A 24,447-nucleotide genomic window follows, 5' to 3' on the forward strand; every position below is an offset into this window, starting at 1 on the left:
CGCATCGCTGAAAGAGCACTCCCGTGTCCCGCACTCCCAGCACGACCGCGCAGGACTTCGTTCCCTTCGCCACCGCCGCGCTCGACTTCCACCGCGCGCTCAACCTCCCCGGCGGTCCCCTCGTCACCACCCGCGCCGAGCTGGATGCCCTTCACTCCCATCTCGTCTCGCTGCACGGGCTGCTCGACGCCCACGCCGTACGTGTCGGCCGGCTCCTCCCGGCGGAGGGCGACTACCTGCGTGCCGCCCGTACCCGGATCTGGCAGGCGGCCGAGCACCTGCACACCGCCTACCACTCAGCTCCTCGCCCGGACTCCGGCGAGGTGCCCGAGCGCGAGGCGTGCCTGGCCGGCCTGCCCGAAGGGGCGCCGGAGCTGACCGTCTGCCAGCGCCATCAGCGCACCGCGCGCCTGGTCCGCCGCCGGACGACCCCGGCCCATCTGCACTCCCCGTTCACCGGCCTTACCCGCCGCTGACCCACTCCTCCCTACCTGGATAAACGTTCATGCCCCGTACCCGCGCCAGCGCCTCCCACCTGTTCGTGCCTCGCAAGGCATCGCGCACCGAGCGCAGGGCCGCCCGCGCCGGTTTCGCCGACGCCCACCGGCAGGCCCGCCGCGCCGAAGCGCGACCGAGGCACCGTGCTCAGGAGACCGCCGATCCGGAGCTGCGGCCGGTCTACCCGCCAGCCGGGCGGCCCGGACCGGCTTCGGCCCGAGGCGGCAAGCTCCGGCTGCCCGCCCACCGGATGACCACCGCCACCGCCTCCGGCGCCTATCCCTTCGTCGCCGAGGGGGGTCTGGGGGCGGAGGGCGTCTTCATCGGCCGTGACGTCCACGCCGAGGCCGCCTTCTGCTTCGATCCCTTCTCGCTGTACGGCAGCGGCCGGATCGAGGGCTTCACCAACCCCAACGCCGTCCTCGCGGGGATCATCGGCATGGGCAAGTCCGCGCTGGCGAAGTCCATCGCCACCCGGTCGATCGCCCACGGCTACCGGATCTACATTCCCTGCGACCCGAAGGGCGAGTGGACCGGCGTCGCGCAGGCCCTCGGCGGCTACAGCATCGCGCTCGGCCCCGGCCTCCCGGGACGGCTGAACCCGCTGGACGCACCGGCCCGGCCCGTCTCCGTCAGCGAGGACGACTGGGCGAGCGAGGTCCGAAAGCGCCGTCTGCTGCTCCTGGCCGGCCTGGCGCGCACCGTCCTCAAGCGCGATCTGCTGCCGATGGAACACACCGCCCTGGACCTCACCCTCGACCTGGTCGTCGCCGAGGCCGCCGCCCGCGGCACGGTGCCGCGGCTCGGCGAGATCGCGCACGTCCTCGGCTCCCCCGACCGCCTCGACCAGGCCCTCGGCAACTCCTCCGGGCACCTGGGGACGGCCGCCCAGGACCTCGCACACGCCCTGCGCCGCCTGGTGCACGGCGACCTGAGCGGCATGTTCGACGCCCCGAGCACCGTGGCGTTCGACCCGACCGCGCCGATGCTGTCCATCGACCTCTCCCGCCTCGGCGGCGCCGGCGACGACACCGCACTGGTCCTCGCCATGACGTGCGCGAGCGCGTGGATGGAGTCCGCCCTCGCCGACCCCGCCGGCGGCCGGCGCTGGGTGATCTACGACGAAGCGTGGCGGGTGATGCGCCACGTCGGCCTGCTGGAGCGGATGCAGTCCCAGTGGAAGCTGAGCCGTGGTCTCGGCATCGCGAACCTGATGGTCATCCACCGTCTCAGCGACCTGCTCTCGGCGGGCGACGCCGGCTCGCGCGGCCGGGTCCTGGCCGAGGGCCTCCTCGCCGACTGCTCCACACGCATCATCTACCGGCAGGAGCCCGACCAACTCGACGCCGCCGCGTCCCTGCTCGGCCTGACCGGAGTCGAGACCCAGGCGGTGTCCGCCCTCACCAAGGGCCGGGGCCTGTGGAAGGTCGCGGGCCGGTCCTTCATCACGCAGCACATCCTCCACCCGGCCGAACGCGAACTCTTCGACACCGACGCCCGAATGTCGGCCTAGACCATGGCCGGAGGAACGATCATGTCCGTTTCCCCCAGCTCTCCCGCCCCTGCCGAGAACCAGCCGGCGGCGGCCAGTGTGGACCTGGCGTGGCGGAGGCACATCCCGGCGCTGGCTGCTGCCGTCGCCGGGATCCGGCAGGCGTCCGACGCCTGGGACTCGGTCTCGGACTCCTTCTGCGACACCGACGGCTGGCCCGTCGACGACGACGGGTACGAGGACGGGAAAGTGAAACGCGACGCCGAGGCGTGGCAGCACGTCGAGGTCTTCCTCGACCACGGCCCCGAGGTCCTGGCCGGCGTCCGCACGACCGCCCGGAGCGCCGACTACGCCGAGGGGCCCATCAGCGAAGACCTCCGCTGGCTGCGCGGCATCGACGCCACCCTGGAACACGCAGGGCAGCTCCAGCACGAGTGGGACCAGATCCTGGCCCTCATGGACGCCTCCATGCCCGGCTCCCGGAAGCTCTACGAAAACCGGGCGAAGGAGGAACGGAACGCCGACGGCTGGCACTACGCCGACGAACTGGCCATCCGCGGCCCCGCCCTCGTCCGGGCCGCCGACCACCTGTCCCGCCGGGCGGACGCCGAGCACTCCGCGCACACGACGCGGGCGCGTGCGGCTCTCGCCCGCTCCGCATCCGGAATTCGCGGAACCCCGCCCGCCTCTCCCCCAGCGCCGCCGGCACCCGGCACACCGGTTCCAGGCCGCTCCCGCTGACACCCGTAGCACCAAGTCCCGGCCGGACCAAACCGCCCGATCACCAGATCCTCGTGGACCACCGCCCGCCCCACGCGGTCCGGTCTGCGCTCACCGCGGCGTCGGCCGCCGGGACGTCTCACCACGGAGAAGACCCATGAACCCAGACCACCCCCTGGTCACCGCACGGACCGCGTCCTTCTCGCCCCTCGTCGACGCGGATCCGAAGCAGGATCGTGGGTACGGCTACCTCACCGGCCCCCTCCGCCGACGGGGCCTGGAGGTCACCGTCGAGTACGGCCTGAGCGACTACGTCGTCGACGTCACCCTCCCCGACGGCAGTTCGATGATCATCTCACCGCCGCAGGAACCGCCGTCCGAGAACCCCGACTTCCCCGAGAGCTGGACGGTGGTCCGCCACCGGGAGGCCGGACCCCCGGTGTACGAGGTGATCTACGACTCCGAGCCCGACGGTCCGGACGCCCGGCACGGCGGCAGCGTCTCAAGCCTGCTCGCCGCCGTCGACACGCGCCTGGACCAGCTCGGCGTACCGCCACGCCGCGAGCAGTACCGCTCCTCACAGGAGCACGCCGCCGACCCCGTTCCACCCAGGGTGAGCGCCGCTCTCTCGCCGTCCCCGTCGGCCGGATCGCGCACGGTCCGCACACCTCTGGCGGCGGAATCACCCCCTCGCGCCGCGCTGACTCCCTCGCGCTCGTCCACCGCCCCTGGTCGCCGACCTCTTCCCGTCTCGGAGCACGCCGTATGCCTCGCACCAACAGAACCGTTCCGACCCTCGCTCTCTCCCGTCATCGAGCCCGCACCGGATGGATCAGCCGTGTTGCCCAACTCCGCCGAAGATCTGCTCGCCGACGTCACCGTCGGCCGCCACCCCGATTACGGCATCGTCGCCGCGAACCCCAAGAACCTCCCCGCCGGCACCTGGATGCTGGAACGGCTCGACTTCCGCCCCGTCCCGGGCGAGCCCACCCTGTACGCCCTGACCGACCAGCAGCGTGACGGGCAGGTCCGCGCAACCCGGGCCGTCGAGCTGCTGCGCAACGCCGGCTTCAGGGTCGATGCGGACGCCGTGTTCGAGCCCTCCCTCGCACCCGGCGCGGGCCCTGCCCCGAGCCGAGTCCCGCTCGGCGAGCCCGAGGTCGCCTTCGCCGAGCATCCGCAGCTCGGCATCGTCGCGGCCCTCGACGATCGCGCCTCCGGAATCACCGGACTCGCCCTCCTCGACCACGGCTGGCGGCACGACCCCCGCCTGGACATCTACACGCTGTCCGCCTCCACCGGCCGGAACGAGGCCCTGGGGAAGGTCGCCGACGCCACGCTGGATCTGTACCGCTCGGATGTCCGGGTCGCGGTGCACCCTCGCCTCGCCCAGGAGGTCGCGAACCGTCGCGCAGCCGCGCCGCACCCGTCCCCAGACCGCGACCGCGACCGCGACCGCGACCAGCGTGCCGGCGCCCACCGTTCTCCAATCAGCGCCGCCGCGCTCGCCTCCAGCCCAGCCGTCGCCGGCCTCCCGGGCAAGCGACCAGTGGCCGCCCCCGCCATCCCCGTCACGGCGGCCCAACCTGTCGATCCGCGCATCGCCTTCTCCCGCAACCGCTGACCCAACTCCCCTAAGGAATATGCCCCATGGCTGTGAAGACCATCTGGCCGATCGATCACTCCTGCGGCCATCACTCCGACCAAGACCTGTCCGGGGGGGCGGCCGCCCGGCGCGCGGGCGGCGCCCGGGGGCGTGCCCCACCGGCGTGCACCCGCGCCCCGCGGGCGGCCCCCGAGCGCCCCGCACCCCGACCACGCGCCTGGTTGGAGACCAAGCGGGCTGAGGAGCATGCCGCGTCCGAAGCCTGGTCGCAGCAGTACCGGATGCCTCCACTGGAGGGAACCGAGCGGGCCGTCTCCTGGGGTGTGCGCTGCCGTCACCAGATCCTGGCCGCCGCCTACACCGCCCTGGTCGTCGAAGGCGACACCAGCGAGGTCTGCTGGGAGGCCATCGAGGAGTCCGCACGCACGATCACCCGCGCCGGCTGGTGGATCGACCAGCGCTCCTTCGAGCCCGAAGACCTCCCCGAGCTAATCCAGGCTGCCACCGACGCCGACCGCCCCACCGAGAACCCTTACTTCTAGCCGTCCGGGGCCCCGCTGCGACGGGGCACCGGTCTCTCGCTTCCCGTCGCCCAAGGGAGGCCCCGGTGCGGCTCGCGGTCTCTATCAGCGATCCTCGGCCGGGCCAAGTCACGGATTCTGCGGATCCTCTCCCCTGTCGATCCGATTCCCCACGCCCAGGAGCCCGTGTGCCCACCCCTTCGATCACCATCTCCTCCGAGTTCAGCGGCAGCGTCGTGGCCAGGGGTGCCTCCGACGACCTGTCCGCGATGCTCCTCAAGCACGCCGGCTTCCAGCAGATCCAGGACTGGCACGGTCGGCGCCACCGGCTTCCCACCACCATGCCGGTCGCCGACCAGGTCGCCATCGCCAGCCACGCCGCCGACATGCTCCGCGCCGCCCGCTACGGCGTCGATCTCGCTCCCTCCCTGGACAAGGCCCGGATGAGCCCCCCGGCGAACCCCCTTGGGCCCTACGCCGCTGGCGCCGCGCTTCTCCAGATCACCGACGAGATCAGGTCGGCCGAGAACGGTGAGGGCCTTCGGCGAGCCGTCGACCAGCTCCTCCACCCCGAGCACGGAGCCCTGGAGCGCATCCGGGAAGCGCTGGAGGCCGCCGGCGAGCACATCAACGACCTCGACGACGAGGCGTACCGGCTGGCCGACCGGTTCGGTTTCGCGGCGGACTTCGTCGTCTCGGCACAGTCGGAGCTCGTCGACTCGGAGGACGATCTGCGTCGTGTCGGCGGTCCGTCCCGGTCCGAGGCCGAGTCGGCGACGCGCTCCTCGAACCCGTCTGCCTCCCGGAGTGCGGTGCTGGCCGTCTCGCCCGTGGTGGCCAAGGCCGACGTCGCCACCGTGGCCTTCGGTAACGATGTCGCGGAACCCCGCCCGTCCGTCCGTCCGTCGCACCTCTCGGGCCCCCGGCGGTGACCGGGGCGCCTTCCTCCACCGAGTCCTCCACCGGCCTGTCGCGCACGTACCTCATGCGGGCGGCCGACGCCCTGGCCAGCGCGACGGCCACCTACGCGATCGAGATCCTCTGTCCCCCGGCCAGCGGAGTCCTTTCCGCTCGAAGTCCGGAGGCCGTCCCGGGGCTGGCGTATCCGTGGCTGTACCGGATGACCTGGTTCCGCGAGGTCGGCGAGCGGGTCGTGCTGCCGCTGGCGGGCGACCCCGCTACGTCGGCGAGACCGTCGACACCGACGCCCGGCGTCAGACCGCCGCCCGCCAGACCTCACCAATCGCGGCCAAGGCCCGTCCCGGCACCAGCACCCCGCCGCCCACCACACCTCCTCCATCCGCGGGCCGCACCCTCCCCTAGCTCCCGCTGCAACGTTCCTGCTCAACCCGTATGGAGTAGCCCCTTGAGCACGAGAGCCGAGCGCGCCCCGCCCCCGCCCGCTCGCAACCCCAAGGAACCGCCCGTGCCTTCCCCGCGCACCAGCGCGCCGTCGACGACCACCGGCTCCGACGCGCTCCTCTACCTCCTGTTCGGCGTCCTCGGCGCCGCCATGGCCTTCGGCTCCCTCGCCTGGCTGACCGGCAACATCACCAACGTCCTCGTCGGAAGCGGCCCGTGGGCCCCGTTCCGCGCCATCGACGCCCTGCTCCACCCGGAGATGCTGTGGCCGGCCCTGAGCACCACCGCGCTGCTGACCGGCGCCCGCGTCGTTCCCGCCCTGCTCACCCTGGCCCTGCTCACCACCGGCCTGGTGCTCTGGCTGCGCCGACGCGCCGGTTCCAGGACTGGTCTCGCCCGCAAGAGCGATCTGGCGCCGCTGCTTGACAAGGAGATCACCGCCAAGGCCAAGAGCCTGCGCCCGTCCCTCGGCGACCGGGACGACAAGGAGGTCGCTCCCGCCGACCGCGGCATCCTGCTCGGCACCCTCGACCCGGGCCGTGCCGAGGTCCGGGCCTCGTGGGAGGACGTGATCGTCGCGATCATGGCCCCGCGTTCCGGCAAGACGTCCGGCCTGGCGATTCCCGCGATCCTCGCAGCCCCCGGCCCGGTCCTGCTCACCAGTAACAAGGCCGCGAACGACGCGTTCACCGCGACGGTGGACGCCCGCGCCGAGGTCGGCACGGTCTGGACCCTCGACCCCCAGCAAATCGCCCACCATCCGCGCGAGATGTGGTGGGACATCCTGGCCGACGCCCGCGACCTGGCCGGGGCGAAGCGGCTGGCCGGGCACTTCGTCGCGGCGAGCGTGGACGAGTCGAGCGGCTCCGACTTCTGGTCCACCGCCGCCTCCAACACGCTCGGCGCCCTGTTCCTCGCCGCCGCAAGCCACCGGCGGCCGATCACCGACGTGCTGGCCTGGCTCGCCTCCCCCGCCGACCGGACCCCGGTCGACCTGCTCACCGACGCCGGCCACGACGCGGTCGCCGCCCAGCTCCAGGGCACCGTCTCCGGCGCGACCGAAACCCGCGACGGCATCTACGAGACGGCGAGGCAGTACGCGAGCTGCCTGCTCGACCCGGACGTCGCCGCCTGGGTCACCCCGAACGAGGACCTCCCCGAGTTCAAGCCCCTCGTCTTCGCCACCTCCCGCGACACGCTGTACCTGCTGAGCAAGGACGGCGGCGGCAGCGCGTCCGCGATCATCGCGGCGGCGGCCGACGCCGTGATGCGCGCGGCCGTGATCGTCGCCGAGCGCTCCGGCGGACGGCTCGACCCGCCCGCCCTGTGCGTCCTCGACGAGGCCGCCAACGTCTGCCGCATCAGCGACCTCCCGGACCTGTACTCCCACCTGGGCAGCCGGGGCGTCATCCCGATGACGATCCTGCAGTCCTACCGGCAGGGCCAGCGCTGCTGGGGCGAGGCCGGGATGGACGCCCTCTGGTCCGCCGCCACCGTCAAGATCGTCGGATCGGGCATCGACGACGCCGACTTCGCCGACCGCCTCAGCCGACAGGTCGGCGAACACGACGTCCAGACCGTCTCGGTCTCCACGAGCGAGGGCAGCAAGTCCACCTCGGTCAGCATGCGCACCGAGCGGATCCTTCCGCCCGACGCCATCCGTGCCCTACCCAAGGGCAAGGTGCTGCTCCTGGCCACCGGACTGCGGATCACCATGCTCAACATCCGGCCCTGGTACAAGGAACCCTCCGCCAAGATGGTCGGACCTGCCTCCGCCCGCGCCACGAAGGCCATCACCGAGCGGGCCCTGGCGAAGACCACCGGCCACGACGACTTCGGGCTGTCGGCATGAACGCGCCCACGCCGTCCTCCGCGCAGCTGGCGCAGTCGCCGGCCGTCCTGCGCGCAGGCCGGTGGTGGCTGGTCGGTGATGCCGGGTCGGTTCCGCTCTCCGACCCCGCGTTCATCACCGTGCTGAACGGCTTCGCCGAGGCGCTGTCCGCCGCCGACCGGACGGTCGCCGCTCTGCGTGCCCGACCGGATGAGCCGTCCGCCACGTCCGTCCCCCGTACGGGAGGCCGGCGGTGAACCCGCTGATGGACGCCGAGCAGGCCCTCCTCGGCGCGGTACTGCTCGACCCGGGGCAGCTCGCGGACCTGGAGTGGCTCGCGCCGGATCACTTCTACCGGCCGGTCCACCAGGCCCTGTTCGGCGCGCTGCGCAAGCTCCGGGGCGACGGCCACCCCGCGGCCGAGGGCGAACGGCCGGTGCCGCTGTCGTGGGTGACCGATGCGGTGGCCGAGGCCGGCCTCCACGTACGGGGGCTGACCGCCTCGTACGCCCATGTCCTGATCTCGGCCTGTCCGCGTCCCGGGCACGCTCCGGTGTACGGCCGCATGGTGCTGGAAGGGGCGATCCATCGCACCGTCACCGAGCATGCGATCCGGCTTCACCAGGAGGCGCGCACGGGTGCGCTGCGCGACGAGGTCGAGGGGACGCTGCACTACGCGGACGTCCTGGCGGGGGTGCTCACGGATCTCGCCCGGCGGTGGGGCACCGAACCGCGACCGGTCGCGCCCGCCGTTCCGCCAGCCGTCACCCCGTCCGCCGTTCCGTCGGCGCAGGCCGATCAGGTGGCCGAGGACGAGGTGTTCCTCCTGGCCCTCCTCGTCGAGCGGCCGGGCGCGATGGGCGAGGTGGTCGACTGGCTGCGGCCGGGGGACTTCGCCGACCCGGTCCACGGACAGCTCTACCGGTGCCTCGGGGCGCTGCACCACCGGGGTGAGCCCCTCGACCGGATCACCCTGCTGTGGGAGGCCCAGCGGCGCGGCCTGCTGGCCGACGGCACGCTGTCGAAGGACCGGTTCGCCCTCATCTGCGACGGCGTGGGGGCCGGCAACGCCGAATGGCTCGGCCAGCAGGTAATGCGCTCCTCGCTCACCCGGGCCGCCGCCGTCTCCGCACGCGCCGTCCGTGCGCTGGCCGAGGACGAGGCCCTGGCTCCGGGGCGGCTGATCAACCACGCCCTGCACGCGCTCGGTCCGCTCGACGAGGTCCGCGCCCGCTGGCAGACCGCGCACGGCCGGACGGCCTATCCGGCACCGGCCCCTACGTCTTCTCCGGACGGGCCGCCACCGGCGAGGGTGCACGCGGCTCTCAACCGCAGCACCACACGCGAGACGCCATCGCCCCTGCCTCGGGCGGGTCCCAGCTCCCCACCGCACACCGGTCGGACGCCCTCTCGCAGCCACCGCTGACTCCACCCCTGTACCGGTCCTCCCTCACGTCTTCCTCTCCGGAGTTCGCCTTGACCGACACCTCCGTCTCCGACGCATTGGCCCTCCGTGCCTCAGCACTGGGCTTCGACGCCCTGCGAGACAACCTCCCGTCCACCGACCCCCATCACCCCTCACCCGACGCCGTCACCATCGCCCGCCGCCTCACGGAACTCAGCGCGCTGATCACCGACCTGGCCGACGAGGTGCTCCTGCGGTCCGCCGAGCACGGCCTCGAAGGACGCTCCGTCCCTGCCACCGTGGGCTTCGCCGCCGCCATCCGGCCCGCGTGCGAAGCGGCGTCCGCTCTCGGTGCCGTAGCCCTCCGGCTCTCCGTCCTGGACCAGGAAGAGCACCTTCACGGCCCGCTCGGAGCCAAGGACAGGCGCGCGGCGGAAAGGCCGCTCCTCGACAGCGCACTCGGCATCGCGAGGGGGTCTCTGCGTGAGACCGCCGAGTCCCTGCGCGTCGCGGCGGCGACGGTCTCCCTCCCGTCCCTGCGCACCCAGGCTGCTCTCCTCCGGTCCGTGGCAGCGGCGTCTCCTCCTCGCTCCCTTCCTCCCGCTGCCGTCTCGGCGGCGGGACCTCAAAACCGGATGACACGAGGTCGGTGACGTGGCCATCACCGTCTCCCGTCCTCCGCTGGTCGGGTCGCTCTGCTCCGGGTACGGCGGCCTCGACCTGGGGGTGCAGGCCGCTCTCGGCGGCACCCTGGCCTGGCACGCGGAGGTCGATCCGAACGCCTCGCGCATTCTGGCCCGCCACTGGCCCGGCGTCCCCAACCTGGGCGACATCACGACCGTCGACTGGTCCGCCGTCCCCCGGGTGTGCGTCCTGACGGCCGGCTTCCCCTGTCAAAGACGTCTCGGTCGCCGGCCGCCGGGCCGGACTCAACTCCCACACCCGCTCGGGGCTGTGGCTGCACGTCGCCCGTGCGGTCGAAGCCCTCCGACCCTGCCTGGTAGTGATCGAGAATGTGCGCGGCCTCCTCACCTCCCCCGCCGGCTCCCCTGGCGACGTGGAACCCTGCCCGTGGTGTCTGGGAGACACCGCAGGTCAGCCTCCTCTGCGGGCACTCGGTGCCGTACTCGGATCCCTGGCCGACCTCCGGTACGACGCGCGATGGCTCGTGCTTCGCGCCTCCGACGTCGGAGCCCCGCACCGTCGCGAGCGGACCTTCCTGGCGGCCTGGCCCGCCGGAGACCCTGCTCAAGACGCCGACCAGCAACATCGGGAAGAACGGCGGCTCGCAGCACCCGGCCAAGAGGAAGAGCGGGGGCCACGGGCCGAACCTGGCCGACGAGGTCGAGTGGCTCCTGCCAACCCCGAAGGCGACGGACGGCATCAAGGGCTCGCCCAACCAGCGGCACGGCAACGGGGACATGACCCTGCCCAGTGCGGCGGCCTCGCTCTCCCCCGCCCGGCGGACCGGAAACGCGAGCACCCGCTCGGGCAGGGATCGGCACCCTCCCCTGCCGGCGACGGCCCTGCCGCTGTGGGCGGAGACGGGACCGGAAGCCGGGGCGGAGACGGGCAGTGGGGACCGTACGCCGCCGCCATCACCCGATGGGAGAGGCTCACCCGCCCCGCGCCGGCGCCCACCGACACGGCCGGTCGGCTGCGCGCCGACTTCGTCGAGTGGATGCAGGGCCTCGACGCCGGCTGGGTCACCGCCACCCCGGGTCTCGGCCGACCTGCGCAGCTCACCGCCCTCGGCAACGGCGTCGTCCCCCAACAAGCTTCTCGGGCTCTGCAGTTGCTCGCGCCACCGTTCCCGCGCTGTCCACGCTGCGTGGCCGGGTAGCGCTCTCCTACCGGGTTTTTCCGGCCGGGTCAAACCGCGGTTTCTCCGGATCCTGTCGGGCATGTCGCCGTCTCACAGATGGAGCACGCCCCGATGTCCGACACAAGCCCGACCGCCTCCACCCCCGGCCCCGTGCCGTTCCGGGTCTCCGATGAAGACCTCGACGACCTCGCCAGCGCCCTCGCCAAGACCATCGCGGAGGTCAAGCGGCACGGCGTCATCCTCGACCGCCTCGGCTCCGAACCCGACCCCTTGCCTCCTGCCGACCAGCAGGAGGACGGGGCTGCGGAAGCCGGGGCGGACGACCCGGAACAGACCGACGGCCCTGCCTCGGTGTTCATCGTCGCCCTGGGCGGCGAGGCGTACGCCGTCGAACTCGCCGCCCTCAGCAACTGGGTGAACCACCTCCTCCTGCCGGTGTACGGCCGGGAGATCAGCACAACGCGCCCGTGGTGCGCGCAGTGGCACGACCACCCCGAGGCCGTCGCCCGCCTCCACGCGCTCTGGCTCGCATGGCAGCAGCTCACCGACAAGCAGGCCGGTCTGGCGGGCCCCTCCACGTGGCACCGCGACCACCTGGACCAGGCCCTGGTGCACCTGCGCGCCCCGGACGGTCCGTTCGCCGCGTGCACGACGAGCCCGACCCGGCCCAACCACCGGGTCCTGTCCACTCCCGCCCCCGAGTACGCGGAGGTGGCGGCGTGAACGACGACTTCGACTTCGATCTCGACGAACTCGCCCCCGCCGATCCCGCCTCCGCGGACGCAGTGGAGCGATTCTGGTCCGGCGACCTGAGGGCGCTGTCCCAGCACCACACCACGCCCAACGGCTCCCACAGCTTCGTCGTCGCCCACGATCAGTCCGTTACGTGGGGGGTGCCCGGCGAGCCACAGATCATGGCGATCGCGGTCGCGCGAGACCTGAGCAGGTTCACGTTCACCCTGGAGACGAGCTACCACGCCACGGTGTCCTTCGCCCAGGCGTGGCTGGTCGAGCGCGGCTGTCCGCCCGAGAAGATCGCCAAGATCCGCGACGGCCTCCTGGAGCCCGCCGACGATCTCACTCTCCAGGTCGAGCAACAGATCCGGGGATCGGGCACCCGGTACGAGGTCCTTGACACCCACACCTCGGACTTCGACCCAAGCGAGACGTGGACACTGACCCGGGACACCCAGCCTTCCGAGGCGCCGATCCGGGTCTTCCACGAAATGTGGGACCACGCCGCCGGCACGTACACGATGCGCGAGGGCGCGTTCGCAGACGAGGACGCCGCCCACGCCTGGCTGGACGACCGAGACGGCCCGCTGCCCGAGCCACCGGAGTACCGCTACGCAGACGGCGCCGTACTCCGGGCCCGCGCCGCCCTCTCCCGGTCGGCCGGCATCCCCGCGATACCGAAGGCCGGTGTCAACGCCCCCCGCACACCGCCAGCCGCAGCAGGCCGCCGCCCGGCCCAAGGACGGCTGCTGTGAGCCGGGCCCGCTTCGCCTTCGCCGCGCACCCCGACGCCATCGCGGACCTGCGCGAACTCCCGGACAACATCCGCGACCTGGCGCTGCTGGAACTGCAGAACCTGGTCCACGGAAGCGACGACTGCCTGCCGTTGAAGGACCGCCTCGCCGGCTACCACAAGGTCTACGTCGACCCGTCCGTGTCCTACCGGCTGGTCATCCAGTTCCGCCCGGCCCCTCCGGCCTCGAACCACAAGCGCGAGATCTACCTGGTCGCCGCCGGGAGCCGGAAGGACTACGCGGTCTACCGCACGGCCCACCTGCGCACCGCCCCGACGCAGGACACCGCGGCGGCCTCCGCCGCCGAGGCCCGCGTCCAGGCTGCCCGGTCCCGCTCCTCCCTCACCTCCGGCCGCCCGCCGGCCACCCCGGCAACTTCCGTCCCGGCAGTCCCCACCAAGGCCGCCGCCTCCCGAAAGGCCCCCTCGCGATGACCGACGACCGCGCCCCCCTGTCCCGTACCGAACTCGCGGGCCTTCTCACCGAGGCCGCGCAGAGCGTCTCGGGCATCGTGGCCGCCGAGTACCCGACGGCCGCCAGCCGCTCCTACCTGCACCCCGTGCTGGGCCCGCTGTCCGCCGGACCCCGGGTGGTCGGCGAGCTGAACGACCGGCTCGAAGGGCTGGTGGCCGCCGTGCCCCGCCCGGCCACGCCGGCGGGCCTGTTCACTCTCGCCTCCTACGCTGCCGCGCTGGGCTGGCTCACCGAGTCCTTCACCGAGCTGACCGCCTCGGTCGACCAGATCTGCACCCGCGTGGGCATCCCCTCCGAGCCCCGGGACCCGGCCTTCACCCTGTCCGGCGATGCCGGCCAGGACGGCGAGTTCGATCTCGCGTTCAACGCGCTGGAGCTGGCGGCGATCCGGACCGCCGCCGAGGCCGCCGGCCTCTCACCGAACGACTACGTCGAGGTCCTCTCCCAGTCGCTGCTCGCCGCCTCCCGGATCACCGACGCCTGCATGGAGATCTCCAGCGGACTGCTCGAAGACGCCGCGTACGTCCTGGACGAGGCGAGCGACCACGTCCGGACCGACGACGGACCGAACAACCTGCCCACCCTGGTCCGTTCCCTGCTCGCCCGGATGGAGACGGCCCGGTGAACTCCTACGACCCGAACGAGCAGCCCGGTCTTCACCTCGTCGCCGAGACGCTCGGCGTCTCGGAAGTCACCGCGCTCAACACCACGTACCGCCCCGGCAGTCCGCTGTACCAGGCTGCGACACGGGTGATCGGGGCCGCGTACGAACTTGATGCCCGGCACGACCAGGTGACGGACGCTGCCAAGGACGCTCTCCGGCTGCTCGGACCCGTCGGGGACGGCAAGCTCGGCGGTGCACGCGTCTCGTACGCGATCCTGCGGAGTTCGATCCCGAAGCTCGGAGACCTCCTCACTCAGCAGGATCGGGCCTACGACCGTCTCGTCGAGGCCGTCTCCGCATACCGGCGTCTTCTGCCCGAGGCCAGCACCGAGCACTCGACGGCGAAGGCCCGTGAGGCGGACCAGGAGCAGGATCCCGCCCGGGACGACGACTGGGCCATCGTGGGTGATCGCCGGCTCAGGGCTCTCGAAGCCGCCGAGGCCGGCGGCCTCCGATTCCACCAGAGCGCGCTCTACGGCTACGCCTACCTCTCGGACAGCCGACGCCCGAGCGCCGCCCCTCAGGTCTGGCCCGAGACCGTTCAGCGGCTGGTCGCCGACGGACTGCTGCACCAGGACACCAGCGAGAGCCTGTACCGGCCCGGACAGCTCCTCTCACTCACTCCGCGAGGCGAAGTCGCCCTGCGGGAAGCGCGTACGGCGGCACCGCGCGTGAACGCCGCCCTCATCCGCAGCAACGCCCCGGCCGGCCCCGGTCCCGTCGCCGACTCGACCGCCGCGCCCGTCGCCGGGACGGCCAACACGGCCTCCCGCTCCCGCTGACTCCATCCCGACAGGACGCTTCCATGCCCAACCCCGCTCAGCCCCCCACCTTCTCCTTCGAATCGATCGACGCGCAGCGCGTCGAGGACGCACTCGCCCTGATGGGGCCGAACTGGACCACCTGGATGGTGATGACCCTGGCCCAGGAGCGCAGCCCCCTGCGTGTACGGGATGCCGCCGCCCGGCTCCCCTTCATCAGCGAGCAGTACGTCGGCAGGCGGCTGGCCACGATGCACTCCGACGGACTGGTCGTCCGGGCCGACGAACGTCGTGGAGCCCCGTACCGGCTCAGCGCGCTCGGCGAGTCCCTGACGCCGGTCTACCGCACCCTGGCCGACTGGTCCCGCGCCTACCTGCCACCCGGCGCCATGGCCGAAGCCGAGCGCGTCGAGAACGCCGTACAGCGCCTACGGCTGCGGCACACCACCGCCATGGTCCAGGCTCTCGACGTGAACGGCCCGATGCGGTTCGTCCACGTCGCCGAGCAGACCGGCCTGGACTACAGCCACACCCAGCAGCGCCTGCTCCGACTCCAGGCCGACGGCCTGGTCACCCGCACGGACCCGCGCCACGGCGCCCCCTACGTCCTGACCGAAGCAGGCCGGGCACTGGGCCCCGTCTACGCGGTCGTCGACCACTGGAGCGCCGCCCTGCCCACGCGATGGACCCCGCCGCCTCCCGCCCCGTCGCAGCAACCCAGCGAACCCACCCCGGCGTCCCGTTGGGGGCGGACGGTGCCCGGACCGCAGCGGCCCTGCGCCGGAGCACCGCTGTGCCGGCCTCCCTGTTCAGCCACGCCCCCCAGCCGCAACCGCGGGTGCCGTCCTACGTGACCACCCAGTCCACTCCGGGGCGGTCACGGTGAGCCGGGTGGTGCCGAGAACCGCGGCGCCCCTCCGTCGACACGGCGTCCGCGCGCTCCTGCCGTCCAACTCGCTGCGCGCGCGGGCCCCTCCCCTTCTCCCTCCACGCCTGGAGCTTCGAACATGTCCCCCTCTTCCGACCCGTCCCGCAATGAAGAGGTACTGGTCAGTCCCCTGTACCTTGCCGGCTCCAACGGGGCCGGTGACGCCGGCTTCGCCCCCGTGGCCCACTGGCCGCACCACCACCTCGACGACGGCCCCTGCCAGCTCCTCGTCACCTCGCCCGACCAGCGCATCCGGATTGGCTGGTTCGGCGACGACTTCGACCTGTGGAAAATCACCGCCGCCGAGGACGCCGTCGCCCCGCCCCGCTGGACGGCAACCTTCAACCACGTCACCCCCGCCGAGATCGTCGCCGGCCTCACCACTGCCCTGGCCCAGGACTACGCCGCGTCCGACCCGTACGAGAACAACGGGCGCTTCCTGGCGGACCCTTCGCTCTACCGGGCCGACGCCGTCCGGCCGCTGCTCGACGCCAGCTGGCGCCTTGAGCCGGCCATGCACGGAACCGTCAGCGTCAGGGCTCCCGACGGCCAAGCAGGCGCCCTGATCCGAAACGACCTCCCTCCCTGGGACGACGAGGCCGTCACCCTGTGGGCCGGCCCTCGGGGCTGGGGCACGCGGGCGGAGGCGGTGTTCACCGCCCGTACCCCGTCCCATCTGATCGCCGCGACGGCCGCCGTCATGGCGAGTTCGGCCCCGGTGGTCCGCGAGCGGCACATGATCCACCGCGAAGTGGAACACCTGGTCACGCTGACCCCGGTCACCCCGGCTGCCGCTCCTCAGGGCTCTCGTGCCCCGACCCCGCTCGACGTGCGACGTACCGCCGTCACCGAGGCCGTCCGCCGTGCCGCGCGCGCTCCGCGGACAGCCGCCGACCTCCGCGTGATGGCGGCTCAGAGCCGTACCACGTCCTCGGCCCGCATGCGGTCCTCCACCCTTGCGCCCGCCGCCGCAGCCCGGCCGCCGGTCGCTTCGCCGCCGCGCCGGCACAGCCGCTGACTCCCGCCCGGCCCCACCCAGACGCCCCTTCGCCCCTCCGTACGCCAGGAGTCCTCTCATGCCCGACACCACCGCGCTCGACCAGGCCACCTCCATGATCGAGAAAGCCTGGGCACAGCCCATCGAAGTCCTGGAGGTCCTCGCGGTCCGCCGCCCCTGCGAGGACCCGCTCCTGCGCTCTGCCATGCACATCCGTACGGCCCTGGCCATCACCGACAACGCGGCGGCCGTCCACCAGGACCGTCTGCACGCCCTGACCCGGCCCGGGTACGTGCCGGCGTACTACGAGCTGGACCGGGTCGTCAGCTCGGCGGCCGACCTTCGCGTCGCGCTCGCGGAGAGCGGTGCGCACGTGCAGGCGATCCGGCGCGTGGTCGAGGCACGTGAAGCCTCCTCGACGGCGGACCGTGGCCCGGCAGCGAGCCTGTCCCGGGCCGCCATCGCCCGCTCGGGGCTCGCCCCGCACGCCCCGGGCCGGCTGCCCGACCAGCCCGTTCCTGCGGCTGCCGTCGGGCCGTCGGCGCCCGCCTCGGGGCCGCGTCGCTGACCAGTCAGGCGAGGTCCTCGTCGCGGTCGGCGTCCTCGGTACGGACGCCCACCGCGCGGGCCAACTCCTCCACCGTCAGCTCGACGCTCCGGCCGTCCGCGACCCGGTGCTCCACCACCATCTCCTCGTCCGGCCACCGGTCGGACTGCGCTCCGACGCCCCACTGACCGTCGGCGACCATCGCGATGTCGCCGACCGTCCACGGCCGCCCGGCCGCCCTGCTCTTGCTCTCCCGCCCGGCCCCGTACCAGTGTCTGCTCGGCTCCGTCATCCCTGCTCCCCCTCCGGCTCGGTACGGCTCACCGCCGTAACTCGGTTACGACACCCCCGGCCGCCGTTCCATTCCCGCCGACGGCGTCCTGGCGGTCCGTCCTCGGCCAGTTCGCCCACGGCAGACGGACCGTCCCCGGAAACGACTACGGACTTCGGCATGACACATGTCAACGTACGGATGTTGGGAAAAACCGCAGGTCAACGAAGGGATCGTCTAGCCGTGAACGTCTCCGCCACCCTCCTGCCCGCCGTCGTCCGCCCCTCCGTGGAGGACCGCCGCTGGCTCTCCTCGGACCACTGCGCCACTCCGGTCCTCGAACTCCTCGCCAGCCTCGACTGGGTGGTCGTCTCGACCCCGGAGGCCAACGTTCACGCGACGAGCCCGGACGGCCGCGTCTACGTCGGCTGGCTCCCCGAGGACCCCTCCGCCTGGACGCGCGACATCGTCTGGCGGGTCCAGGTACTGCCTACCGAAGGCGACGCGTGGGTCCAGGAGTTCGGCACCCACACCCCCGCCGAAGCGGTGGCCGGGTTCATCTCGGCTCTCGTCGCCCACTCCTCCCGCTGAACCGGTGGTCGGGGGGGGGGGGGGGGGGCGCCCCCCCCCCCCCCCGCGCCGACCACCGGGATCCGTCCAAGCCCACACCCGGGATCCGCACGATCCCCGTTCACGAACGAAAGGCACCAAAGATGTCTATTTCTTCAGACGACCTCGTCCGAGCCTCCGGCGTCATCACGGGCATGGGAGCCAGCGTGCTCGCGGGCTACGACTCTTTCACCGGTCCCGGCTCGGCCTTGCTCGGCCTTCCCCTCGCCTGCTGCGGGGTGGGACTGGCCTACACCGCGGGTCTCTTCCAGGACCGCCTCCGCCGTCGCGACGGTCGGGTCGTCGCTTACCTCGCGAACAACCCCGACGCGTCTCTCCCCGCGATCAGCGCCGCCACCGGCCTCCGCGAGGCACGCGTTGTCAGCTCCCTCCGGAATCTGATCTCCGACGGCCTGGTCGCCCCCAAGGGGGGCCGGTCCTCTGATGTCCGTTCCTACCGGCTGGCCCTCTGACGTCGCCTGCTCAAAGCCGCCCGGCCTCTCCGCTCCCACCGGCTCAACAGGAGGTCCCGATCGCACGCATGTTGCTGGCCACGCGTCCCGGCTACCGCCGCAAGTGCGCCTTCGCCCGGCGCTGCACCTGCTACTAACTCCCCGGCCAGTACGGCCGCCGGGCCAGGCGTCTTCGCCGCCGGGTCGCCCGCCGAGCCGAACAACGCCGATGGCAGCACAGCCTCTTCGCATGAGCAAGCTCCCGGCCTCCACCTCAACACAAGGGCTTCACCATGGTCTTCCGTGCCCCGCTCACCAACCACCACGCCGACGGCACCCTGTGCCCGGCGGGCCACAAGCACACCAGTTCCGGCAAGCCGCTTCACGACGACTGTTCAGGCCGCGCATACACCCAGGCCGTCTGCTCGTGCGGCTGGGAGATGAAGCAGCGCGGCAAGGGCTACGTCGCCGAATGCCGCAAGCGGCACCTCGCCAGTCACACCCAGGGGCCGAAGATCCTCCGGGACCTGCTCCGTCTCGACGCCTCCTGACGCTCCCGCCCGTCCGCCCCGCCCCTCCCGGAGGCTTCCATGCCCCAGTACCTGACCGTCGGCCATCTGCTCCGCCAGCTCCAGGACCTCGACCCCACCCTGCCGATCCGCCTCGCCGTCAACCCCGACTGGCCCTTCGCCCACTACCTGGCGGCCGAGGTCACCGTCCGGGACGGCAAGGCGTTCATCGTCGACGACGGCCAGGAGGGCTACCTCACCCCGTCGGTCCGCGACGCCCTCGCCTGGTCCTGACCTCCTCTTCCCCTACGCCCCGGAGACTTCCATCTCGCCGCACATACACCCGCTGCACGGCCTCGCCGACCGCCCCATGCCGGGCGGTGTCTGCGGCGCGCTCATTCAGCGCGTCTCTCCCCGGTACGACGGCCCTCTCGACGTCACCTGGCTCCCCGCCGACGCCCCGAAGCTCCCCCTCGGCCGCATCCGTCTCCACTGGGAGCCCGCTTCCCGCGCCGGCTGGAACGTCAGCGCCTACCTGGGCCTGGCCACCGCGGAGGTGCACCTCGCCTCCTGGCCCGCCGCCCCGGACGACTGGCCGCACCTGGTCCGCCCGACCCTCCACGAGGTGACCGGCCTCTGCGCCGCCCTCACCCTCGCGACCGACGCCCTCGACCTCTCGAACCGCCTCGCCGAGGTCTGACCGACAAGCGCACCAGGCCGCCTCTCGCCGACCAGGCAGGGGCGGCTTCGTCATACCGTCCCGCCCGCGCGTGCGTACGCTCATCCCCGACGAACAAGGAGGACATCGTGGCCGAACAGCCGCTCTGGGGGTACTCGGAGGTCGCCGCCCACCTGGGCATCAGCGTCCAGGCCGCCCGCAGCCGCAATAGCCGGGGCAGCCTGCCCGCTCCCGACGACACAACCGTGCCGGACCGGCCGCGCTGGAAGCCAGCCACGTTCCATGGATGGCAGCCGGTCGGCCGGGGCTTCCGCAGCGACCTGCGCAACACACCGGCTCCCCAGCCTCACACTCCGCTCCGGAAGCACCATGAAGCACCTTCTCACCGGAACCTTCGCGGTCACCGCCGCTGGCGCGGCCACTGCCGCCGTCGCCGCTGCCCAGGACAACTTCGCCCTTTGCGCCGCCGCCTTGCTCACCGTCGCGGCCGGCGCCATCAGCGCTGTGCTGATCAGTCGGTCACAGGACTCCGCGACCGATCGTGCTGTCCTTCGCCGACTCCGGGAATCGCCCCGTCGGCCCGTCGAGTCGCTCGCGGGCGATCTTGGTCTTCGTCCGGCACGTCAAGCTGGCTGACCTGTCGACGCTCGTGATCGTGCAGGTGGCGACTCAGAGGGTCGTTGGCGGCAGACGCGGCGGACGGCCGTCAGCCTGTGGTGGGGTTTACGGGGGTTACCGACTGCTGTGACCGCCTGTCATCTCTACATTCAGACCTGACATTCTTGTGGCCTGAACAGAGTCTATTAATGTCCACTATTGAACGGATCGTGATTGTTGTTGCGCTTTGCCTGTGCAGGGTTCTGGCCATCCTTCATGCCGAAGGAAAATGCACGCCGTCCCACGGATAGGTTCGTTAACCGTTGAACCGCGTATCGGGGGAGGGCGTTCTACGCTTTCGCGGCCTTTTTCATGCCCCGATCCGCCATGCGCGAAGGCCATGACTTCGCCTATGAGGAGGGGATCTGAAATGAAGCGGAACCTGCTGGGGGCAGCGCTCTTCGGAGCGGCAGTGATCATCGGTGGCACCGGCGTCGCGAGCGCGGCACCGTCCGGCTGCACCACTGGAGGCTGGGTCTGCCTCTACCGCAGCGACGACTACGCGGGCGGCCAGGTCACCCTGGACAACAGCACCACCGCCATACCGATCCTGGGCTCCTACGGCTTCAACGACCAGGCCGACTCGTACTGGAGCAACTACGGCTACGACGCCGCCTGGTGGACCGACAACAGCTACAACGGCCGCCGCGTCTGCATCAACCAGAACAGCAACAACCACAGCTTCAGCTTCCAGGACTCCGACGAGGCCAGTTCTGCGAAGAAGTTCACCAGCGCCACCGCGTGCTGACAGCAGACGTGAGATAACCCCAGGGGCGGCCGGCATTTTCGGCCGCCCCTTCGCGTACGAGAGGAACAACCACTCACATGGGCAACAGCGCGGCGATCGTCGCTACCCGGATCGGCAAGACTTTTGCCATGGGCAAACAGACCGTGACGGCCCTGCGGGACGTCTCACTGTCCCTGCCCGCCGGCACACTGACCGCACTCACCGGACCCAGCGGCTCAGGCAAAAGCACGCTGCTCCACCTGATCGCCGGCCTGGAGCGTGTCGACTCCGGGAACCTGAACGTGCTGGGTCACCAGGTGCACGACTGCGGTCCGGCCGAACTGGCCGCGCTGCGGCTGCGGGAGATCGGTTTCGTCCATCAGGACTTCAGTCTTCTCGCAGACCTCACCCTCGCGGAGAACGTCCGCCTTCCCCTCGAAGCCACCGGGACGTCACGCCGCGAGGCGATGAAAGCAGCGACCGAGGCGATGGCACGGGTAGGGCTGAAGGGCCTGGAAGAGCGTTTCCCCGCCGAAGTCTCCGGAGGGCAGCAGCAACGAGCCGCGATCGCCCGGGCCATCGTCGGTGATCGCACGCTGGTTCTGGCGGACGAACCCACGGGCTCCCTCGACTCCAAGACGGGCTCCGAGATCATGGACGTACTGGGCCAGTTGCGCGACGAGGGCGTCACCGTCGTCCTCAGCACACACAACCCGGCCAACCTCTCCCACGCCGACCTGGTCGCGGTACTGCACGACGGCACACTCCTCTCCTTCGACACCGCCGGGGGAGACGCAGCGTGAGCAAGGGATACGCCCACCTCATCGGCAGGCGCACGGTCGTCGGACGCGGAAGAAGGCGCACCGGCCTCCTAATCCTGCTGGCCCTGCCCGTCTTGCTCGCCACCCTCGCGGCCGGCCTGTTCTCCTCCGCGGCTCCTTCGGCCGAGCAACGAGGCACCAGCACCATCGGCCGCGGCGCTGATGGGTACATCTCGCAGTCCGACCCCTTGCTGACCGACAAGCTCGCAGCCGAGCTGAAGCAGCGGGCACCGGGAATGACAGTGCTGCCGGCCGATGAGAACAGCCAGTTCCCCGTCTGGTCGAAAGACCGCACGGTCACAGTGCGCTACGTAGACACCGACTGGTCCTCACCCCTGCTGGAGGGCCGGTACCGGGTGCTGGAGGGGCGCTTCCCCTCGGACCTGGGAGAGATCGCGGTGAGCCGGGCCCTGGCCGACGCCGAGGGCCTGAAACTCGGTGACAGCCTTCCCTACCGATGGAAGCGTGACGCGCCCGCTCAGATCGTCGGCCTGATCGAGAGCCCCCAGGCCCACGCCGCCTACGACTACCTTGCCGCCCCGGGGCAGCTGCGTGCCTGGCCGAAGACCGGAACCGACACGACCAACGTCCTGCCCTCCTCATTCGGCCTCCTCCTCGCAGGTAACCCCGAGCAGATCGGCGCGGCACAGGAGGTCGCAGGCACCAAGGGACTGCAGCTTCTGACGAAAACGGGCATCGCCAGCTCCCGGACCATGATTGAACGGGAACCCGCGCTGCTGCTGGCGCCCGGCATCCTCATCCTGGGCGTCATCGCCGCCGGCGCGTTCGCCCTGCGCATGCGGCGCACCCGGGCCGAGTTCGCGATTCTCGCCGGCATTGGCCTGCCCGACCGCGACCTGAGGTACGCGGCAATCTCCGGCGCGGTATGGGCCAGCATCATCGCCGTCCCCGCTGGCTGGCTCGCCGGAAGCCTGCTCGTCATCGCCGCACGCCCGATCCTGCCGAGCATCACCGACAAGGACAACGCCCCCTACGACCCGCTCCTGGTCGGCGGCGCTCTCACCATCCTGCTCTCGGTCGCCGCGGCATCGCTCGCCGCAGTGCTGACCACGCGTTACCCGGCGGGCGTGCCCGCACGCGAACGCGCACGCACGCCCGCCCGCAGCGACAAGCGGGCCCGCCTGTGGACTCCGGTGCTCTGCGGCCTGGCCGCCGTCGGCATCGCCGTCGCCATGGCCTTCCAGGACGACGAACTCATCTCCTCCATCGCCGCCGTCACGGCGATCGTGTCCTTGGCCGCGGCCGCACTCACCCGAATCGCGGACGTTCTGCAACACATGGCACGCCTGGCCGACAGGAGCCTCAGCGCACGCATCGCGCTGCGGGCATTCGCCCGAGACCCCCGCCGCCCGGTCTCCGCGATCGTCATCGGATCCGTCTCTCTCGCCCTGACAGTCGGCATCCTCGGCACGCTGTCCAGCGTCACCGCTCAGGACCGTGCCACCTACGTGGGTAACCGCCACCTCGATCAGGTGGAAGCACTCCTCTACAGCGGAAGCGACCCGCGCACCGTGGAGCAGGCCCTGGCCAGCGTCCTGCCCGCAGGAACACCGATCGTCAAAGGCACGTACCCGGTCGACGAAAAGCTCCTGAAGGCATCCCCTTCCCCCGCGCTGACGCCTTCCTGGAGCATCGCCTGGCTGGCAGGCAGCCAGACCGACAACCGGAAGCAGACGATCCAGGTCGTCGACGACGAGAAGACGTTCAAGTCGCTCACCGGCCGCACCTGGTCCGAGCAGGAACGCAAGGCCCTGGAAGACGGCCGCATTCTGGTCCTGGACCCCGAATACATCAGGGGCGACCGCGTCATCCTCTCCAAGCCCAACGGCCTTCCCACCAGCACCGACCAGTCCGAAACCCGCTGGGCTGTCGGGGGCGCCGTCCGCTCCGACCCGGTCGACGCCACCACGCTCACCCGCGCTTCCGCCTACCTCACGACCAGGACGGCGCACTCCCTCGGCGCGAAAACTGTCGACTACTCGGTCATCGCCTCCCCCACCACCAGCATGGACCCCGGCACGACAGAGCGGCTCACCAAAGCTCTGGAAGCCGCAGACATCGTGATGGCAGACGTCCGCATCGAGACCGGCCCCGAACTCACCCCGCCCTCGCTGTGGTACCTGATGCTCGGCCTTGCGCTCGCAGCCGTCGTAACCGTCCTCGGCATCACCATCACAGCGTCCGCCAGCGAGCTACGGCCCGACCTCGTACGCCTCCACCGCATCGGCCTGTCCCCGGGATCCTTGCGCAACGTAGTCATCTGGCAGTCGGTCACCGTCGCCGCCCTCGCCGCCGTCCTCGGCATCGCAGCAGGCTGGGGACTGACCGCCGCGAGGAACTGGCCGGGCAGTATTCCCGTCGTCATGGACTGGACGGCTATCGCCTCAGTCCTGCTTCTCACACTCGCCCTCGGAGCGGCCTACGGAGCACTCGCCGCACCACGCAAGATCGGCAACACGCTCAACCGCACGGAAAACTGAGCGCTTTCATCCGGACATGTACGCCGTCTCCCTGGAGATGCTCCAGAAACCCCTCGGCGTC

28 protein-coding genes and 2 pseudogenes are annotated in these 24,447 nt (G+C 71.6%); 29 read left to right on the top strand and 1 reads right to left on the bottom strand.

What is annotated here, in order from left to right; genetic code table 11:
- The first annotated feature begins 23 nt into the window (after window positions 1–23).
- The 20 genes and pseudogenes from ACFW1I_RS17695 to ACFW1I_RS17790 all read left to right on the top strand — a co-directional run bounded on the left by ACFW1I_RS17695 (window position 24) and on the right by ACFW1I_RS17790 (window position 17,181).
- Complete coding sequence (locus ACFW1I_RS17695) at window positions 24–476, top strand: DUF6238 family protein (protein WP_384670612.1); 453 nt, start codon at window positions 24–26, stop codon at window positions 474–476.
- Window positions 477–505: 29 nt separating this feature from the next.
- The gene (locus ACFW1I_RS17700) at window positions 506–2,011 is read left to right on the top strand and encodes an ATP-binding protein (protein ID WP_384670613.1); all 1,506 of its coding nucleotides are present in this window, start codon (window positions 506–508) and stop codon (window positions 2,009–2,011) included.
- Window positions 2,012–2,032: 21 nt separating this feature from the next.
- Window positions 2,033–2,731 (top strand): hypothetical protein, encoded by a 699-nt coding sequence (locus ACFW1I_RS17705; RefSeq protein ID WP_384670615.1) that lies wholly within the window; start codon window positions 2,033–2,035, stop codon window positions 2,729–2,731.
- Window positions 2,732–2,867: 136 nt separating this feature from the next.
- Window positions 2,868–4,334, top strand: coding sequence for a hypothetical protein (locus ACFW1I_RS17710; RefSeq protein WP_384670616.1), 1,467 nt, complete (start codon window positions 2,868–2,870; stop codon window positions 4,332–4,334).
- A 26-nt stretch (window positions 4,335–4,360) separates the two neighbouring features.
- A complete protein-coding gene (locus ACFW1I_RS17715; RefSeq protein WP_384670618.1) occupies window positions 4,361–4,858 on the top strand; it encodes a hypothetical protein in 498 nt (165 codons plus the stop codon).
- 167 nt (window positions 4,859–5,025) lie between these two features.
- On the top strand, window positions 5,026–5,769 hold the full coding sequence (locus ACFW1I_RS17720; RefSeq protein ID WP_384670620.1) for a hypothetical protein: 744 nt from the start codon (window positions 5,026–5,028) through the stop codon (window positions 5,767–5,769).
- A gap of 494 nt (window positions 5,770–6,263) precedes the next feature.
- Window positions 6,264–8,051 carry a type IV secretory system conjugative DNA transfer family protein gene (locus ACFW1I_RS17725; RefSeq protein WP_384670621.1) on the top strand — a complete coding sequence of 596 codons (1,788 nt, stop codon included), beginning with the start codon at window positions 6,264–6,266 and terminating at the stop codon, window positions 8,049–8,051.
- Window positions 8,048–8,287, top strand: a complete 240-nt coding sequence (locus ACFW1I_RS17730; RefSeq protein ID WP_384670623.1) for a hypothetical protein — start codon at window positions 8,048–8,050, stop codon at window positions 8,285–8,287. Before ACFW1I_RS17725 ends, ACFW1I_RS17730 begins: the two co-directional genes overlap by 4 nt.
- Entirely contained in the window at window positions 8,284–9,456 is a 1,173-nt protein-coding gene (locus ACFW1I_RS17735; protein ID WP_384670625.1) for a DnaB-like helicase N-terminal domain-containing protein, read from the top strand. Before ACFW1I_RS17730 ends, ACFW1I_RS17735 begins: the two co-directional genes overlap by 4 nt.
- A gap of 50 nt (window positions 9,457–9,506) precedes the next feature.
- Window positions 9,507–10,088 (top strand): hypothetical protein, encoded by a 582-nt coding sequence (locus ACFW1I_RS17740; RefSeq protein ID WP_384670626.1) that lies wholly within the window; start codon window positions 9,507–9,509, stop codon window positions 10,086–10,088.
- A 73-nt stretch (window positions 10,089–10,161) separates the two neighbouring features.
- Window positions 10,162–10,263, top strand: a pseudogene (locus ACFW1I_RS17745) (DNA methyltransferase); the annotation flags it as partial.
- 121 nt (window positions 10,264–10,384) lie between these two features.
- A pseudogene (locus ACFW1I_RS17750) lies at window positions 10,385–11,278 on the top strand (DNA cytosine methyltransferase); the annotation flags it as partial.
- A 93-nt stretch (window positions 11,279–11,371) separates the two neighbouring features.
- The gene (locus ACFW1I_RS17755; RefSeq protein ID WP_384670628.1) at window positions 11,372–11,983 is read left to right on the top strand and encodes a DUF4913 domain-containing protein; all 612 of its coding nucleotides are present in this window, start codon (window positions 11,372–11,374) and stop codon (window positions 11,981–11,983) included.
- Window positions 11,980–12,750 carry a glycosyl hydrolase gene (locus ACFW1I_RS17760; protein ID WP_384670629.1) on the top strand — a complete coding sequence of 257 codons (771 nt, stop codon included), beginning with the start codon at window positions 11,980–11,982 and terminating at the stop codon, window positions 12,748–12,750. Before ACFW1I_RS17755 ends, ACFW1I_RS17760 begins: the two co-directional genes overlap by 4 nt.
- Window positions 12,747–13,223 (top strand): hypothetical protein, encoded by a 477-nt coding sequence (locus ACFW1I_RS17765; RefSeq protein ID WP_384670631.1) that lies wholly within the window; start codon window positions 12,747–12,749, stop codon window positions 13,221–13,223. Before ACFW1I_RS17760 ends, ACFW1I_RS17765 begins: the two co-directional genes overlap by 4 nt.
- Window positions 13,220–13,888 carry a hypothetical protein gene (locus ACFW1I_RS17770; RefSeq protein WP_384670633.1) on the top strand — a complete coding sequence of 223 codons (669 nt, stop codon included), beginning with the start codon at window positions 13,220–13,222 and terminating at the stop codon, window positions 13,886–13,888. Before ACFW1I_RS17765 ends, ACFW1I_RS17770 begins: the two co-directional genes overlap by 4 nt.
- Window positions 13,885–14,709, top strand: a complete 825-nt coding sequence (locus tag ACFW1I_RS17775; protein WP_384670634.1) for a large ATP-binding protein — start codon at window positions 13,885–13,887, stop codon at window positions 14,707–14,709. The genes ACFW1I_RS17770 and ACFW1I_RS17775 overlap by 4 nt, the downstream gene beginning before the upstream one ends.
- A gap of 23 nt (window positions 14,710–14,732) precedes the next feature.
- A complete protein-coding gene (locus ACFW1I_RS17780; protein ID WP_384670636.1) occupies window positions 14,733–15,542 on the top strand; it encodes a winged helix-turn-helix transcriptional regulator in 810 nt (269 codons plus the stop codon).
- A gap of 153 nt (window positions 15,543–15,695) precedes the next feature.
- Window positions 15,696–16,634, top strand: a complete 939-nt coding sequence (locus ACFW1I_RS17785; RefSeq protein WP_384670637.1) for a DUF317 domain-containing protein — start codon at window positions 15,696–15,698, stop codon at window positions 16,632–16,634.
- A 58-nt stretch (window positions 16,635–16,692) separates the two neighbouring features.
- A complete protein-coding gene (locus ACFW1I_RS17790) occupies window positions 16,693–17,181 on the top strand; it encodes a hypothetical protein (RefSeq protein WP_384670639.1) in 489 nt (162 codons plus the stop codon).
- Between the two features lie 4 nt (window positions 17,182–17,185).
- Here the strand turns inward: ACFW1I_RS17790 and ACFW1I_RS17795 are convergent, their stop codons facing one another.
- Complete coding sequence (locus ACFW1I_RS17795) at window positions 17,186–17,452, bottom strand: hypothetical protein (RefSeq protein WP_384670641.1); 267 nt, start codon at window positions 17,450–17,452, stop codon at window positions 17,186–17,188.
- Window positions 17,453–17,674: 222 nt separating this feature from the next.
- On the opposite strand from ACFW1I_RS17795, the gene ACFW1I_RS17800 reads away from it, so the two are divergent.
- The 9 genes from ACFW1I_RS17800 to ACFW1I_RS17840 all read left to right on the top strand — a co-directional run bounded on the left by ACFW1I_RS17800 (window position 17,675) and on the right by ACFW1I_RS17840 (window position 24,386).
- The gene (locus ACFW1I_RS17800) at window positions 17,675–18,022 is read left to right on the top strand and encodes a DUF317 domain-containing protein (RefSeq protein WP_384670642.1); all 348 of its coding nucleotides are present in this window, start codon (window positions 17,675–17,677) and stop codon (window positions 18,020–18,022) included.
- Window positions 18,023–18,144: 122 nt separating this feature from the next.
- Window positions 18,145–18,513: a MarR family transcriptional regulator gene (locus tag ACFW1I_RS17805; RefSeq protein WP_384670643.1), complete on the top strand. Its 369-nt coding sequence runs from the start codon at window positions 18,145–18,147 to the stop codon at window positions 18,511–18,513.
- 272 nt (window positions 18,514–18,785) lie between these two features.
- Window positions 18,786–19,043, top strand: a complete 258-nt coding sequence (locus tag ACFW1I_RS17810) for a hypothetical protein (RefSeq protein WP_384670644.1) — start codon at window positions 18,786–18,788, stop codon at window positions 19,041–19,043.
- A gap of 39 nt (window positions 19,044–19,082) precedes the next feature.
- Window positions 19,083–19,295 carry a hypothetical protein gene (locus ACFW1I_RS17815; RefSeq protein WP_384670645.1) on the top strand — a complete coding sequence of 71 codons (213 nt, stop codon included), beginning with the start codon at window positions 19,083–19,085 and terminating at the stop codon, window positions 19,293–19,295.
- Window positions 19,296–19,371: 76 nt separating this feature from the next.
- Complete coding sequence (locus ACFW1I_RS17820) at window positions 19,372–19,701, top strand: esterase (protein ID WP_384670646.1); 330 nt, start codon at window positions 19,372–19,374, stop codon at window positions 19,699–19,701.
- Window positions 19,702–20,049: 348 nt separating this feature from the next.
- On the top strand, window positions 20,050–20,316 hold the full coding sequence (locus ACFW1I_RS17825; RefSeq protein ID WP_384670647.1) for a hypothetical protein: 267 nt from the start codon (window positions 20,050–20,052) through the stop codon (window positions 20,314–20,316).
- Between the two features lie 391 nt (window positions 20,317–20,707).
- A complete protein-coding gene (locus ACFW1I_RS17830) occupies window positions 20,708–21,085 on the top strand; it encodes a peptidase inhibitor family I36 protein (RefSeq protein ID WP_384670648.1) in 378 nt (125 codons plus the stop codon).
- A gap of 77 nt (window positions 21,086–21,162) precedes the next feature.
- Window positions 21,163–21,867: an ABC transporter ATP-binding protein gene (locus tag ACFW1I_RS17835; RefSeq protein WP_384670649.1), complete on the top strand. Its 705-nt coding sequence runs from the start codon at window positions 21,163–21,165 to the stop codon at window positions 21,865–21,867.
- Window positions 21,864–24,386, top strand: coding sequence for a hypothetical protein (locus ACFW1I_RS17840; protein ID WP_384670650.1), 2,523 nt, complete (start codon window positions 21,864–21,866; stop codon window positions 24,384–24,386). Before ACFW1I_RS17835 ends, ACFW1I_RS17840 begins: the two co-directional genes overlap by 4 nt.
- Window positions 24,387–24,447 lie beyond the last annotated feature (61 nt).

The sequence above is a fragment of the Streptomyces sp. NPDC058955 genome, from assembly GCF_042741435.1.
Lineage (GTDB): Bacteria > Actinomycetota > Actinomycetes > Streptomycetales > Streptomycetaceae > Streptomyces.